This window comes from Stenotrophomonas sp. SMYL89, assembly GCF_036319985.1.
Taxonomy (GTDB): Bacteria; Pseudomonadota; Gammaproteobacteria; order Xanthomonadales; family Xanthomonadaceae; genus Stenotrophomonas; species Stenotrophomonas maltophilia_Q.
In genome coordinates, this window is the sequence record NZ_JAWIRW010000006.1 from 22,312 (window position 1) to 37,156 (window position 14,845).

The following is a 14,845-nucleotide window of genomic DNA, read 5'->3' on the forward strand; positions in this document are numbered from 1 at the left end:
CACTGCAGTTGCGGCGGATGCCGCCCCCGGTAGTGCCGGCCGCTTGCCGGCAGCCCCTTTCCCTCCCGAGGAGATCTGCATGGCCACGAGCAAGAAGCTTCCCACCCGCCGCAAGGCATCGCCGAAGGTGCGCAAAGGCAGCACCGCTACCACGACCGCCGCCGACCCGGACCGCCCACGCGTGGTGAAAACCGCAACCCGCAAGGCCGCCGCCAGCGATCCGCGGGCGGCGCGCGTCGCGTCGCGGCAGCGGCGCCTGCAGGACCAGGAAAAGGCCAAGGACGCGCGGGCGGCAAAGAAGGCCACGAAGAAGCGCGCGACCCAGGCCGGTACCCGCAGGCAACCTGAGGTCATGCCCGCCCAGCAGCTGCCCAAGCCCGGGCATGAACACGAACTTGAGCTGGCGCCACGCTTCCTCGCGCCGGACTACGCGGGCAGCGGCAAACTGCAGGGCATGCGCGCGATCATCACCGGCGGCGATTCCGGTATCGGCCGCGCGGTCGCGGTGCTGTTCGCACGCGAGGGTGCGGACGTTGCAGTGCTACATCTGGACGAGGCGGAGGACGCGGACATCACCCGCCAGCACGTGGAGCGTGAAGGCGGTCGCTGCGTGGTGATTGCCGGTGACGTGCGCGATCCGCGCTTCTGCAACAAGGCGGTGAAGCAGGTCGCCAAGGCCTTCGGCGGCATTGACATCCTGGTCAACAACGCCGCGTTCCAGCTGCACTGCGAGCGGCTGGAAGACCTCGAAGACGCGCACTTGCAGGAGACCCTGCAGACCAACATCGGTGGGTACATCCAGATGGCGCGTGCGGTGCTGCCGCACCTGGGCGAGGGCGCCAGCATCATCAACACCGGTTCGGAAACCGGCATTTTCGGCAGCAAGGCGCTGATCGACTACTCGGCCACCAAGGGCGCGATCCACGCGTTCACCAAGTCGCTGGCCAGCCAGCTGCTGCCACGTGGCATCCGGGTCAACTGCGTGGCGCCGGGGCCGGTGTGGACGCCGCTGAACCCGGCCGACAAGCCGGCGGAGGACGTGGCGGAGTTCGGCAAGGACAGCGACATCGGCCGGCCCGCACAGCCCGAAGAACTTTCTCCGGCCTACGTATTCCTGGCCTCGCCGGTCTGTGGCAGCTACATCAGTGGCGTGATCCTGCCGGTGATGGGCGGGCCGCGAGGCTGAACGGCCCTACTGCGTGGAGTCTGCTGAATGGGGCCTCGCGCAGGTGTGTGGCGTGCGTCAAAGGCTGCGCCGGTGCGGCGGGGTAGGCTGGACTCCCATACCGATCACGTTCAAGGAAAGATCATGGCGGAGATGGATATCAACGCAGCGGCCGATGAAGTCGTCGCCCTGCTGCGGCAGAACGACGCCCGTGGCGCGGCCGCGCGCCTGGAGGCCCTGCACAACGGCCAGAGTGCAGTGGTGCAGGAATCGCTGGATCGCTACATCGCGGCGCGGGGTGCCACCGAGCTTGAGGCCCTGCAACGCAGCGGTGGCGTATCCGCCGCGGATGCGGCCACGGTCAACCCGATGCTGGATCGCCTGGCTGAGGCGACGCGCCCTCCGCGCATGCCCGATGCAGCAGAGACCGCAGGCCTGAGCCAGGCCCAGCAGTACGACGTGTACGGCAGCATCGTGGCCCAGCGCGGCAGCGCCGCGGCAAACGATGCGATGGCCACCCGGGATCGCGTGGTGCTGGGGTTGCGTGATGAGAACCGCACCACCGAGGCGCGCGGGCGTGGTGTCTACGACGACCGCATCGTGGTGCTGTGGAAGGATGCGCAGGGCCACGGCCATGTGCGCGAGTTCAACCAGGCCACGACGGAGCCGACGGCCCAGTACGATGGTCACGCCAAGACCACGCCACGCAGCCCCGGCTTCGGCAACGTGGCGCCGCGCACCAAGACCGAGGGCGAGGACGTCAACGGCGACCGGGTCAAGGATCTTGGACGGTTGGGCGAAGGCACCACCGAGATGCGCGCAACAACCCATCCGCGAAATGGCCATCCCGATGAATTTGCACTGCGCCCTTCGCAGGACGCGATCACCGCAGGCGCCGGCCGTGTGGAGCGCGACAGCAATGGCGACGGCTGGTTCGATGCGCGCGATACCCAGGGCGTGCAGGACCTCAACGACACCTTCAAGATCCATCGTGGCAGCCGGTCCAATACCGATTCGGCGGGCTGCCAGACCATCGGCGGCGGCGAGTACGACGACTTCGTGTCGACGGTGCGCGGCACGCCTGGGCAGAACCGTTGGCAGTACGTGCTGACCTCGGTTGCACCCGGCCAGGCGCGCGAGCTGGGACAGGACGCGCCGCTCGCGGCCAATGACGATCCCCGTCAGCCGCAGCATCGCGACCATGCCCTGCAGCAGCAGATCAGCACGCACCTGCAGGCCCTGGGCGGACGCTACGCCGAGCATGCCGATGACTACAGTCTGGTGATGCTGCGCGAAGCGAAGGCCGCAGGCATGACCCGGGTCGACCAGATCGTGGCCAGCAATCCCAGTGGTGGCCGCGCTGCGGGCGAGACACTGTTCCTGGTGCAGGGCAGTCCGGGCGACCCCGCGGCAGTGCGCGCAGGCGTCAACGCGGCCGAGGTGCGCGAGACTACGGTGGAAACCAGCCTGCGCCAGCTGCAGCAGCAAGCGCGCGAACAGGGTGCACCGGTACCGGCGCCGGCGCCTGCACAGCAGCAGGAAGTACCGGCGATGGGAGGGCGTTGAGCGATGATCCGATCACACCTGATGCCGAGCGTTTCGTTGATGTTGTTGCTGGCCTGCAGCGCCTGCGCGCCCGCTGGAGAGCGTGTCGCGCCGGCAGCGCCCACCGCCAGCCCGGCGGCGAACCCGGAGGCCTTGCCTGCGCAGACCCTGCCCACTGATCGTGGACTGCCCGCACTGCCGGAAGCCTCCGGCAGCGCCCATCCCGGCGGTCGCTACGCTGCGCTGCCCGAACCTGCCAGGCAGGTGCTGATGCATTTGAAGTGCAACGTGGAAGGTGCCAGCAATGTGCAGGTGCTTTCCATTCCCGCGCAGGGGGGCCGGCAGGATTTCATGGTCACCGATCGCAGCGGGCCGCGTTTCCGTTACTGGATACGGTCGTTCTCCAGTAGTGGCGGCACCACAGGCTATCTGGTGCAGCTGCGGGACTGCCCAGCCAGCACCACCGGCATGCGCGCCTACATTGCACAGGGGGCGGCACCGCTGCAGGACGTCACCGCATCGCTGCTGGCGCAGGCAGGGCTGCCTGATGCGGCGACGATGACGGCATACCAGGACAAGGGCGCGGGCGACCTGTTCGCCTTCATCGGGCCGCTGGACAAGGTGCCGGTGCTGCGCTGGGTGGCCGAAGCCGACCCCGAGCAGCCATTGGCCCCCGACGCGCGCAGCTTCGACCATGGCAATGCCATCCACGGCGGTTTCCTGCGCTGGAACCAGGATCACTTCGAAGTGGCCAGGACCGTGCCGGCCGGGCTATGGCCCTGCGATGACAGCCCGTTATTGCCGTGCAAGGGCGACCCGTTCGTGACTGGGCGTTGAGGCATCGCGCGCATAGAAATCGGCAATGCGCGGAATGAACTGCTGCGGATTGGCACCGACAAGATTGGTCAGCACCACCACCGCCACGCGGCGCTCGGGATAGACCACGAACGCCGAGCGCGCACCGCCGATACCGGCCACCTGAAGGTCGGGCGATGCGCGCAGTACCGGCCAGCCCCCCGCCCACGGGCCGGCACGGCCATCCGCCAGGCGCTCTGCGCTCCACATCCGACGCAGGGCCGTCTCCGGCAGCAGACGGCCTTCGGTCAGCGCGACCAGCCAGCGCGCGGTGTCGTCGGCGGTGGTGAGGATGCCGCCACCGGCCCACAGCGAAGGCGGTATGTCGTAGAACCAGTGCGACAGGCGGGACGGTGCATCGGCAGCGTCGGTGGCTCGCGGGGCCAGGCTGTACATCGTCGCCGCATCCGGAATCAGGTCGTAGCTGTCGCCGAAGGTGGTGCGGGCCATGCGCGCGCTGCTGAACTGGCGGGTGGCGAGGAAACGTTCGTAGGGCATGCCGGATTGCTTCGCGATGATTCGTGCCAGCAGTACGTAGTTGGTCTGGTTGTAGGCGAAGCGCTGCCCGGGTTCGGCTTCGACCGGCTGCGCAGTGACGGCCGCCCACGCCTGCGCTTCTGAGCCACCGCCCAGCAGTCCATTCGCATCAAGGATGTCCGGAAGGCCGGAGGTATGCGCCAGCAACTGGTGTACGCGCACGTCTCTCCACGCTGGCGGAAGATCATCCAGGTAGCGCGAGGCCGGCGCGTCCAGATCCAGCTGCCCCTGCTGGGCCAGCTGCGCGGCGGCCACGCCGGTGAACGCCTTGGTGGCCGAATTGAGTGGGAAACGGGTGTCGCGCGAGGCAAGCACACCGTTCTCCACGTTGGCCAGCCCGTAGGCCTCGGACAACACGGTCTGCCCGTCCTTGACCACCGCGATCTGCAATCCTGGGATGCGCCGCTCCAGCATGATCTGGCGGATCAGGCGGCGGGTCTGGTCGTTGGCCTGGTCCTGGCTGGCAGAGACGGCGGCGAAGGGCAGTGCACTGATGAGCATGAGCAGGACTCGGAGCATTGGGTGGGACATGCGGAATTCCAGCGGGGCGTTGCGGATGGGATGCAGCGGGCGGATCCAAGGTTTAAGCGCTCGGTGGTGCCTACCGTTCGTCGGCCCATGACTTCCGGGGGGTTGACTACAGCTGTCGCCAAGCTGACAGTGACGACACATGTAGTCAAGGGAGTGGTGTCATGCGTGGCAAGACCATCGGGGACCAGGAGCTGGCCCTGCTGCAGTACATCGATGAACATGCGCCGGCCAGCGTCGGCGAGGTCGCCAGTGGCTACGGGGAGGCCCGTGGCCTGGCCCGTTCCACCGTGCTGACGATGATGGAGCGGCTGCGGGCGAAGGGGTACCTTCAGCGCCAGCAGCAGGACGGGGTCTACCGCTACCAGGCCACCCGTGGCCCGCAGAGCGTGCTGCAGGGTGCCGTGGCCCAGTTCGTCGACAACACCCTGCAGGGGTCGGTGTCGCCGTTCGTGGCCTACCTGTCGCAGCGCCAGCAGGTCAGCGACAACGAGCTGGCCGAGCTGGAAGCGCTGGTCGCCCAACTCCAATCGCGTCGCCACGAGGGCTGAGCCATGGACACCACGATGCTGATCCCGATGTTGGAACGGCTGGGCTGGACCAGCCTGCAGACCGTGCTGCTGGTGGCCCTGGTGTATGGCCTGTGCCGCGCGCTGCCGTCGCTGTCGGCGGCCACCCGCTGCCGCCTGTGGTGGCTGGTCTCGCTGCAGGCCGTGCTCGGCCTGTTCTGGAGCCAGCCGTTGCAGCTGGCCTGGCTGCCGGCCCCCCAGGCCGTGGCGATGACTGCAACCGAAGTGGTCACCGAGACACTGCACCCGCTGGCCCCGCAGGCCTCGGCGCAGGTGCTGGCGGCGATGCCGATGCCTGCGGCGGACGTGCCGGCGGTGGCCTGGTGGGCGATCGCACTGGCCGCGCTGTGGCTGTCCGGCGTGCTGCTGATGGCGTTGCGCACCTTCGGTGAGTGGCGCCGCTGCCGCGCACTGCTGGCTGCGGCCTATCCCTGCGAGGACCAGGCGCTGGTGCAGGCCCTGCAGCTGGCCTCCGATGCGCACGGTGTGCGCCCTGCACCGCGGCTGTGGATGAGCACTCAGGTGGACTCGCCGCAGCTGGTCGGGCCGTTCCGCCCGGTGCTGCTGCTGCCCGCAGGTGACAATGCGCTGCAAGGCGACGCGCTGGACCTGGCGCTGACCCACGAACTACAGCACCTGCAGCGTCGTGACCTGCAGTGGGGGCTGCTGCCCGCATTGGCCCAGCACCTGTTCTTCTTCCACCCGCTGCTGCGCCTGTCGGTGCGCGAATACGCCCAGGCCCGCGAGGAAGCAGTGGATGCGGCCGTGGTCGGCCAGCACGGCGCCAGCCGCCAGGCCTATGGCCGCCTGTTGCTGCAGCTGGGCGTGGCCCCACAGCCGCACCTGGGCGTGGCCAGCGCCGCACCGAGCACCACCAGCCTCAAGCGTCGCCTGCTCTCGCTGCAGTCGCACCGGTCCTGCCCGCGCCTGCTGGCGATGGCGTTGACCGCTGCCGTGGTGGTGGTGGGCGTGGCGCCGATGCGCCTGGTTGCAGCCCCGGTGCCGCCGGCACCGCCTGCGCCGCCGGCCGCACCGAAGGCCGTGGTTCCCCCGCCGCCGGCGCCGAAGGTTCCGCCTGCACCGCCGATGTCGGCGCGCGCGCCGGCGGTGCCGGTGGCCCCTGCGCCGCCCGCCGAGCCCGCCGACGTTGAGGAGCTGTCCGGCCCGGACGATGCGGATGTGGCGGTTGACGTGGATGTCGACGTCGACCCGGGCATCGACGGCGGCCGCAGCACCTCGCGCAGTTCCTCCATCACCACCTACGGCCGTCTGGATCTGGGCCAGTCCCCGTCGCAGGCATTCGTGCTGGTGGATGGTGATTCGACCTTCGCCAACGGCGGCATCGACGATGTGACGCTGGCACGCAAACAGCTCGGCAAGGGCCCGGCGCTGTGGTTCCGCCAGGGCGACAAGCGCTACGTGGTGCGTGATCCGATGATGATCCAGACCCTGCAGCGTGCCTACAGCGGCGCGGTCGATCTGGGCCGCCAGCAGAGCGAACTGGGCCGCCAGCAGAGTGCGCTGGGTCGCGAGCAGGGCGAACTCGGCAAGCAGATGGGCGAGATGGGGCGTCTGCAGAGCGAGGAGGCACGCCGCATCGCACTGGCCGCTGCCGAGGCCGCGCGCAACGCGATGGCCGCGCATGACATCAACCGCGAGGCGGCGGCGGAAGCGGCGAAGGCGGCGCGCGGTGCGACCAGCGATATCGCCGTTGCGCGAGAGGCTGCGCGCGAGGCCGCCGCCGAGGCACGTCGTGCGATGCAGGAAGCCCGCAGCGAGGCCGCGCAGTCCGGCCGTACCCGTGACATGCAGCGCCTGGCCAGACAGCAGTCTGAACTGGCCAACCGACAGGCGGCACTGGGCAGCCAACAGGCCGCGTTGGGCGAGCGTCAGGCGCGCGTGCATGCGCAGGCATCGCAGCAGGCACAGCAGGTGATCGCGCGCGCACTGGCCAGCGGCAAGGCCGAGCGACTCTGAGCGGTAGTGGGGGGGCGGGGGGGGGCGCGGGGGGGGGGGGGGGCCCCGCGGCCGCGCCCCCGCGGGCGGAGCGCCGCCCCGGCGGGGGGCGGGCCCGCCGCGGCGCCGCACGGGGGGGGCCCCCCCCCCCCCCCGCCACTACCCTGAGGCGATCAACCGCAGCTGGCGCGTTCGATGCGGTTCTGCGCATCCACCTGCACGGTCACGCGGTCCTGGCGGAAGTCCATGGTCACCGCCATGCCAGGCTTGACCACCCGTGCATTGCGCGCGCCGCTGGCGCTGACCAGCTGCTTCACGGTGGCCTCGTCGGCGGTCTTGCCAGTGAAGGCTTCAAGCTTGTCGGGCTGGCACTCATGCGGACCGTCGGCCGCCGATGGCGGCGTGGTCTCATGCGCGGTACTGCTGCCCGCATGGCTGCAGGCGGCCAGAGGCAGGATGGCGAGCAGGGCGAGGGGACTGAGGCGCATCGTCGGGCTCCAAGCGTGGATGGTGGCGGCAGTGTCGCCGCTGCCACCGTCAGGCCGCGTCAACGCCTACTGCCCGACCAGCGCCAGCGTCTCGCGCTCGCGCTGTTCCTCGTGCACCAACCGTTGCAGCAGCAGGGCCAGCGTCACCACGTCCTGGTGGTTGTGGTCGGCCACCCGGCGCAGGTTCACCGCATCGCCACCACGCAGGAAGCGCAGCCATGCGCCCGGCGCCTCAGAACCGGGCAGATCGTCCTCGCGCACCACGCGCAGCAGCTGGCGTTCGATGGTGGACAGCTTGCAGTTCTCCCAGCTGCCACGATAACGGCGGCGGGTGGGGTAGAGCAGGTCGACATGGTCCAGCGCGCTGATCGGGTCGCGTTGCCGGGCCAGCCGGTAGCGGGCCTTCAGCAGTGGCGCATCGTAGCTGCGGCCGTTGTAGCTGCAGAACACGGTGGTCGGCTGCAGCCAGCTGGCGAAGGTGGCCAGCATCGCGTCTTCCGCAGCCATGGTGGACATCAGCAGCTGGCGGATGCGCAGGCCTTCGCCGCGTTGAGGGCACACATGCCAGTCGGCGGCCCCGATCATGAAGGCGCGGGTGCCGGTGCCGCCGGCCAGGCCGGTGGTTTCGGTATCGAAGAACAGCAGGTCGCGCGCGGCCACGTGCTGGCCTTCGCGACGGGCGAAATCCAGCGACAGGGGCTGCGCCGGAATCGTCTGCGGCTGCAGCGATTCGATCAGGAACAGACCCGGTGCGATTTCTTCGCCGGGTAGTTGCCGATCCTGTGCACTGGCATGCACCGGTGCAGGGCCGCCGCGTGTGCGCAGGCCAAGCAGGCGATGCAGGCTGCCCACCTCCGGCCGACGCAGCGGTGCGGGTGCCGGTGTGGAGGCCGCAGCGCCGGTCGGCTTGTGGCGGATCTCCTGTTCGACCCAGGCGAACACCGAACGCTCGGCCGGTGGTTGCCGCGCATCGTTGGCGGCCACGGATGCCGGTGGCGCAGGGGGCACGTCCGGCGCGGCCAGTGTACTCGCCTTCGGGTCGCCGGCCTGCCTGCGCAGCAGGCGCAGCTTGTCCAGCCTCAGGCTCACGGGGCCAGCAGCTCCATCGGATCGCGGGAGGTCACCACCACGTCGGGCACGTGCTGGCAGGCTTCTGCGTCGAACAGGTCGAGCACGCGCAACGCCAGCGCACGCGGCGAGGTTTCATCTTCTTCCTGCGCCGCCAGCACCGGGCCGACGCAGGCTGGGCAGCCGGCCTTGCAGTCGCAGCGCTGCACCAGTTCGCGCGCGCGCTGCACCAGCTCGGCCTGGCGCTGCCACAACGGCTCGCTGAGGCCGACGCCACCAGGGAAGTTGTCGTACAGGTACACGGTGGGCACGAACTCCTGCAACAGCTCGACAACGCCAGGATCACCCTCGCTGCCGCGCAGCTGGCCACGGCCGCTCTGGTCGGCGATTGCGAACCAGGAACCATCGCCGTTGCCCACCGACTTCTGCAGGTCGCGCGCATCGGCCATCACCGCCACGGTGGCGACGATGTGCAGCGCATAGGCCGCGCCGAGGAATCCATCCAGCGCATCCTGCTTGCTGGCGAAGGCGCGCAGCAGCAGCGCCTGTGGCAGCTGCCACCACACCGCAGTGGTATGCAGTTCCTGGTCGGGCAGGTTCACCGGGCCGTAGCCGATGTTCTCGTGCGTGTAGTAGCGGATCTTCTTGTAGCCGGCCACGCGGCGCACTACGTGCACTTCGCCGTGGTGCGAATCGCCACGGCCGGCCACGCCTCCATCGAAGCGGTCCAGCACCTTGAGCTTGGTGAAGTCGATGCTGTCGGTGTAGTAGTCCACATGCGTGCGGGTGACGTAGGCCTTGCGCCCGTCCCAGTCCAGCGTTTCCACCTGGTACGGGGTGGACTGCACCATGTGGATGGCGCCTTCGTACAGGGTGAGCGCCGCGGCGGAGTAATCCACTTCGGCGATGATCTGCTGGCGGCCATCGCTGCGGTCGACCACCACGAAGTTGCCGTCGGCCACGGCACGCAGGCTGACCGCATTGGCCGGATAGCTGTCGGCGATCCATTCCCAGCGCTCGCCTTCGCGATGGATGACTTCGGTTTCGGCCAGCGCTTCCAGGAACACTTCCGGATCGATCGGGCCGAAGCCATCGCCGACCCGGAACGGCAATTCAAAGGCCGCGCAGCGGATGTGGTCGAACAGGATCAACGGCTGGTCCGGCGCGATGCGCGCATGTTCGGGCGAGGCCTCGGCAAAGAAATCCGGATGCCGCACCACGTACTGGTCCAGCGGCTGCGAGCTGGCCACCATCACGCCCAGCGCGGGCTGCTGGCGGCGGCCGGCGCGGCCGAAGCGCTGCCAGGTGGCGGCCACGCTGCCGGGGTAGCCATTGAGGATGACCACGTCCAGACTGCCGATATCCACGCCCAGTTCCAGCGCCGAGGTGCTGACGATGCCGTCGATGTTGCCGGCGCGCATCGCCCGTTCGGTCTCACGGCGCTCGGTGGGCAGGTAGCCGCCGCGGTAGGCACGGATGCGTGGCGGCTTGCGCGGGTCGTGGTCGAAGATGTCCTTCAGGTACTTGGTCAGCACTTCCACCATCAACCGGGTCTGTGCGAACACCAGCGTCTTCAGCCCGGACTTGATCGCGATGCGCGCGATCCGGTTGCTCTGCGAGCGCGCCGAGGCGCGCAGGCCGAGGTCGGGGTTGATCACCGGCGGATTCCACAACAGCACCTGTTTCGGCCCGCTGGGCGCACCGGATTCAGTAATGGCAGTCGCCGGGGCCTCGATCAGCGCCTCGGCATGCGCCTGCGGGTTGCCGATGGTGGCCGAGCACAGGATGAACTGCGGTTGCACGCCGTAGAACGCACAGATGCGCTTGAGCCGGCGCAGCACGTTGGTGACATGGCTGCCGAACACGCCGCGGTAGGTATGCACTTCGTCGATGACGATGTAGCGCAGGTTCTCGAAGAACTGCGCCCACTTGGTGTGATGCGGCAGGATCGCCTGGTGCAGCATGTCCGGGTTGGACACCACGATGTCGCCATGCAGGCGGATCGCCTGCCGCGCATCGCCAGGGGTGTCGCCATCGAAGGTGAAGGCCTTCACCCCCAGGTCGCCGGCGCGGTTGAGTTCCAGCAGTTCGGCCACCTGGTCCTGGGCCAGCGCCTTGGTCGGGAACAGGTACAGCGCCTTGGCCTTGTCCTGCATGGCCGCGCTGACCACTGGCAGGGTGTAGCACAGCGACTTGCCGCTGGCGGTGGGGGTGACGATGGCCACGTGTTCGCCGCGCTGGCTGGCCTCCCACGCTTCAGCCTGGTGGCTGTAGAGCTGCTCGATGCCACGGGCCTTCAGCGCGGCGGCCAGGGCCGGCGGCACTGAATCGGGAAGGGGCGCGTAGCGGCCTTCGCGGCCCGGAATGGCAAAGCTGCCGGTGATGCGGTCCTGGTAGCGGCGCTGCAGCCGCGCACTGAGCAGGGCGCCATCGCGGGCGGGCAGGCCGTCGCGGGTGGCGAGCTTCTGCTCGGCGTCGGCGGTGCGCTTGGCGAGTTCGTAGGCCATGGAAGATGGAGCCAGTACGGATTGCGAGGGGTCACATGGCACCACATCCACGTCTCAGGATGTGAGACACCGGCGTGGGATGCAGTGAACCATTCAGAGCGGGACCCGAGGAGTGGTTGATCCTTCTGCTGGCTATCGCGATGTGTCAGTCGTCGCGCATGTGGCTGGCCAATGCGCGACGCTGCTGCTCTGCCCGGAGCCCACATCGCATCAGGATGCGCAACTGGACGAGCAGCAACAGCACCGCCAGCAGCCGCCACGTGCTGCGTACCAAGGCGCTGGCAAGTGGGGATGATCCCGAGGCTGTGTCGATGTCCACATGCAATGCGTGGCCTTGCTGCGAAGCGTTGACGACCCAGCCTGCCATGTCGAAAGGCTGCGGGTGTACCAGCCGGTCGCTTGTCAGGCCCAGCGCCTGCCAGGGATCGCTGGCGGCAGCCCCAGCAAGGGTCGGGCGGGGCCGGTGCTCCCGCAGGATCACCCCGGGCGGGGCATCGCGATAGGCATGGGTGAGTTCAGCCAGCTGCTGCCTGGCAATACTGCGGCTGACGGCGCGCTGCAGTGCGTGCAGGGCAGCCATGTCGGGCGTGGTCAGGTGCAGGGCCGCGTCGCCTGAAGCGTCGATTCGTTGCATGGACGCTGCAAACCCCCTCCAGCCATCTCCCGGCGGGACCGCCTCGTCAGGAAGTGCTGCGCTGCGCCGTGCAACCGGCGTCGCCAGCAGTTCCATCACGCGCTCGCGGAAGTATCCACAGTCCGGCAGGCCCGCCTGGCATGCCAGCTCCAGTCCATCCACCAGCTGACGGCTCCCCAGCACGGCATGCCTGGCATCCTGCCGTGCGCTCAGAAACAGGGCGTCAGGTGCGTGCAGTGATACACGAACCTTCAACAGGGACTCATCGCCAAGGGCCGCGATGGCGGGCGGCAGCGCGGCCGGCGGTGGCGCAACGGGGGATGTTGTCCAGACCCGTTGCCCGCAGTCGAGGATCGCAGGTGCCTCTCTGTCTCCTGCCCAGGACCGGCGCACGCCACAGGTGGCCAGGCCGGTCAGCTGCACCTTGTCACCGCGCCTGGGGGGATCGGATAGCAGATCAGAGGGCACTGCATCGGTCCGGACGCGTGACGGCCGCAGTGCATCCGCCGAGGCACGCAGGTCTTCAATGACGCCTTCGCCGTTGCCCAGGGACCACAGCGTGACGATGACCGCCACAGTCAGCCACAGCAGGTGCCTGGCCCAGGGAAGAGGAGGGTGACGCAGCGCCTCCTTGACCCGGGACGGGCCGGGTGACACCGCCAGCAGTGCACGATCCTCCTCGCGCACGTCGGCGGTGACGGTGCGACCAAAGGGCAGCACGCCGGGTTCGCACCAGTGGCGAGGGACGTGCACTTCGACGGTATCGACGAAGACCCGTGGCACGTCACCATCGATCTGACCATTGCCCTGCAGTACCGGGCCGGACAGGACACCCTCGATCCTTACCACCTGCGCCGGCGGCGGCAGCGGGCGCGTTCCCTGCCGCCGCAGCGCCACTGCGACCCCGGCCATGGCCGCGCCACCGGCCAGCAGCCCCCAGGACGATCCCCAACGCATCTGACCACCCACCCAGAACAGGGTGGATGCAAGCACGATGCACACTGCGCTTGATATGCCCAGCCAGCGGGGTTGGCGGAGGGAACGTTCTGCCTCCGTCTCCTCGCGCCGGGTGCGTGGGCTTCCCTGCGCAGTGTCCACCGTGCAGGGCCCGGGCGTGGGCTGCCGGGTACCCCTCTCGAGCCAGACACATCGGTCAGTCTGCGCCTGCGTTTCACGTTCACGCTCGCCGGTGATCGTATGGCCGTTCAGCCAGACGACCAGGGCGAATGAGCGACCCAGCACGACATCCGCACGGTTCCGCGCGGACAGATGGCGCCGCATGCCATACGGCAGCAGCACCGGCACGCTGCCCAGTCGCTCGATCTTCGTGTGTGCGTCGACCTCGCGCAGGCTGTGCTCGCCTTCGATGCGGTACACGCTGTTGGACGGGCCGAGCTGGCCGGTCAATCTGAAGGGCTCGAGAGCGTCGTATTCGGCGCTGTCCAGCTGGCGCGCCGCTTGCGAGCCTCGAAGCCTTCGCAGGGCGCGATGATCGAGCTGTCGCTGATGGAATTCGGTGGCGGACAGGGCGAGGGCGAGCAGCAGCACGCAGCCAATCACCAGCAATGAAAGGGGCATGAGTGTGCTCCGGCAGGTCGAACCTGACAGGTTCAAGGGTTCGGCATCGAAAACCAATGCAACTCGTTGCGGATTGGGCCATCGCCCGCTGAACGCCTGCGCGCGGCCACAACGAAATCTGAAGCAGCGATGCGTATCCTCACAGCCTGGACGCAACAGACGGGGCAAGGGCCGTGGCACGACGTGGAATGCAGGGAGCAGTGCTGGCCAACCTGATGCTGGCGGGCCTGGCGCAGGCGCAGCAGGCGGTGCCCGAGGCTGCGCCTGCTCCTTCTGCAGACGCGCCCACGGTAGCTACCGCGCCGGTTTCCACCACCCTGCCGCAGGACAACGTCACCACCCTTGGCGAAGTGCGCGCACTCAAGCCGGAAGACGAGCCGCTGGACCTGTACCGCTTCAAGAATCCCGTGAAGTTCGGCGACAACCGCTTCAGCCGCGACTGGAGTGAACCACCGTCGCCGGAACAGGTCAGCATGGGCGGCGGCTACATCATGATGGGCGTGGTCAAGGGCGTGATGGCAGCTGCAAAGGGCGTGAACAAGCTTACCGGTGGACCGGCGCAGATCCAGGCTGCGGTGGCGCGGCCACCGCCGGAACTCAGTGCCGAACAGCAGCAGCGTGCGCTGCGGTTCTCCGAGGAGCAGGGTGCCGGTGACCCATCGCCGGTGAAGTAGGCCGGTATATCCTGCCGGCATCCCCATCGGTGCCATGCCATGTCCCTGCGTTCGTTCTGCCTGCTGGCCGCGTTGCTGCCCGCCTCTGCCTTTGCTTCCGATATCGCCGATGACGGCGCCTGCCGCAACGGCGCGTTCCCGTCCGAACAGAGCCGGTTTGCACTGGCGCGGGTGGTCGACGCACCGCGCCTGTACCTGCTCGGCGACATGGACGGCTGCCCGGGCAAGGGCGAGCCGGCCTGCCGCCAGCGCAGCTATGTGGTCAACGGCGATACGGTGGTGACCGGGCGCGACCTGGGCGGTTATCGCTGTGCGTTCTTCCCGAACAAGGTGGGCGGCAGTGCGGGCTGGGTGGACCGCAGCAAGCTGCAGCCATTGCCTGCGGTGGTGCCGTCGCTGCGGGACTGGGCGGGCAACTGGAAGGATGGCGACAACGGCCTGCACATCTCGGTGCAGGGTGCACAGCTGCATGTGGAAGGCGACGCCTACTGGCCCTCTGCAAACCCCACGCCGGAACAGCGTCCGTATGGCCCCAACATGGGCCAGGTCGAAGCGCGTGCGACGCCACGCGGCGCCGATGTGGAGTTCGCCGAAGACACCTGCAGGGTGCGTGTGCATTCGCTGGGCGAGGTGCTGATCGTGGCCGACAACAGCGAGTGCGGTGGCATGAACGTGCGCTTCAATGGCGTGTATCGGCGCGTGGGAAAACGTTGAAGGGCGCATGAGGGACCAGTAGATCCA

The 14,845-nt window shown here is 68.6% G+C and carries 12 protein-coding genes; 7 read left to right on the forward strand and 5 right to left on the reverse strand.

The window, feature by feature from the left end:
- The first annotated feature begins 79 nt into the window (after positions 1 to 79).
- The 3 genes from V3B41_RS09235 (at position 80) to V3B41_RS09245 (ending at position 3,547) form a co-directional block, all read left to right on the forward strand.
- Positions 80 to 1,186: an SDR family oxidoreductase gene (locus V3B41_RS09235; protein WP_197620571.1), complete on the forward strand. Its 1,107-nt coding sequence runs from the start codon at positions 80 to 82 to the stop codon at positions 1,184 to 1,186.
- Positions 1,187 to 1,309: 123 nt separating this feature from the next.
- A complete protein-coding gene (locus V3B41_RS09240; RefSeq protein WP_295548564.1) occupies positions 1,310 to 2,731 on the forward strand; it encodes an XVIPCD domain-containing protein in 1,422 nt (473 codons plus the stop codon).
- A gap of 3 nt (positions 2,732 to 2,734) precedes the next feature.
- Positions 2,735 to 3,547, forward strand: a complete 813-nt coding sequence (locus V3B41_RS09245; RefSeq protein WP_329860797.1) for a hypothetical protein — start codon at positions 2,735 to 2,737, stop codon at positions 3,545 to 3,547.
- On the opposite strand, the gene V3B41_RS09250 is transcribed toward V3B41_RS09245, so the two are convergent.
- A complete protein-coding gene (locus tag V3B41_RS09250; protein WP_049430925.1) occupies positions 3,506 to 4,603 on the reverse strand; it encodes a serine hydrolase domain-containing protein in 1,098 nt (365 codons plus the stop codon). The genes V3B41_RS09245 and V3B41_RS09250 overlap by 42 nt on opposite strands.
- 191 nt (positions 4,604 to 4,794) lie before the next feature.
- On the opposite strand from V3B41_RS09250, the gene V3B41_RS09255 reads away from it, so the two are divergent.
- Both V3B41_RS09255 and V3B41_RS09260 read left to right on the forward strand, forming a co-directional pair.
- Positions 4,795 to 5,181 carry a BlaI/MecI/CopY family transcriptional regulator gene (locus V3B41_RS09255; protein ID WP_049430885.1) on the forward strand — a complete coding sequence of 129 codons (387 nt, stop codon included), beginning with the start codon at positions 4,795 to 4,797 and terminating at the stop codon, positions 5,179 to 5,181.
- Between the two features lie 3 nt (positions 5,182 to 5,184).
- Positions 5,185 to 7,176, forward strand: coding sequence for a M56 family metallopeptidase (locus V3B41_RS09260; protein ID WP_049430883.1), 1,992 nt, complete (start codon positions 5,185 to 5,187; stop codon positions 7,174 to 7,176).
- 152 nt (positions 7,177 to 7,328) lie between these two features.
- Here the strand turns inward: V3B41_RS09260 and V3B41_RS09265 are convergent, their stop codons facing one another.
- The 4 genes from V3B41_RS09265 to V3B41_RS09280 form a co-directional block, all read right to left on the reverse strand.
- Positions 7,329 to 7,643 (reverse strand): I78 family peptidase inhibitor, encoded by a 315-nt coding sequence (locus tag V3B41_RS09265; RefSeq protein ID WP_049430881.1) that lies wholly within the window; start codon positions 7,641 to 7,643, stop codon positions 7,329 to 7,331.
- A gap of 66 nt (positions 7,644 to 7,709) precedes the next feature.
- Positions 7,710 to 8,732 (reverse strand): ribonuclease H-like domain-containing protein, encoded by a 1,023-nt coding sequence (locus V3B41_RS09270; RefSeq protein WP_329860801.1) that lies wholly within the window; start codon positions 8,730 to 8,732, stop codon positions 7,710 to 7,712.
- Positions 8,729 to 11,218, reverse strand: a complete 2,490-nt coding sequence (locus V3B41_RS09275; protein WP_295548024.1) for a DEAD/DEAH box helicase — start codon at positions 11,216 to 11,218, stop codon at positions 8,729 to 8,731. Before V3B41_RS09275 ends, V3B41_RS09270 begins: the two co-directional genes overlap by 4 nt.
- 145 nt (positions 11,219 to 11,363) lie before the next feature.
- Entirely contained in the window at positions 11,364 to 13,430 is a 2,067-nt protein-coding gene (locus tag V3B41_RS09280; RefSeq protein WP_329860805.1) for an IgaA/UmoB family intracellular growth attenuator, read from the reverse strand.
- A 188-nt stretch (positions 13,431 to 13,618) separates the two neighbouring features.
- Here V3B41_RS09280 and V3B41_RS09285 point away from each other — a divergent pair, with 188 nt between their 5' ends.
- Together V3B41_RS09285 and V3B41_RS09290 are read left to right on the forward strand one after the other, a co-directional pair.
- On the forward strand, positions 13,619 to 14,104 hold the full coding sequence (locus V3B41_RS09285; RefSeq protein ID WP_049430869.1) for a hypothetical protein: 486 nt from the start codon (positions 13,619 to 13,621) through the stop codon (positions 14,102 to 14,104).
- 39 nt (positions 14,105 to 14,143) lie between these two features.
- A complete protein-coding gene (locus V3B41_RS09290; RefSeq protein WP_049430867.1) occupies positions 14,144 to 14,818 on the forward strand; it encodes a hypothetical protein in 675 nt (224 codons plus the stop codon).
- Positions 14,819 to 14,845 lie beyond the last annotated feature (27 nt).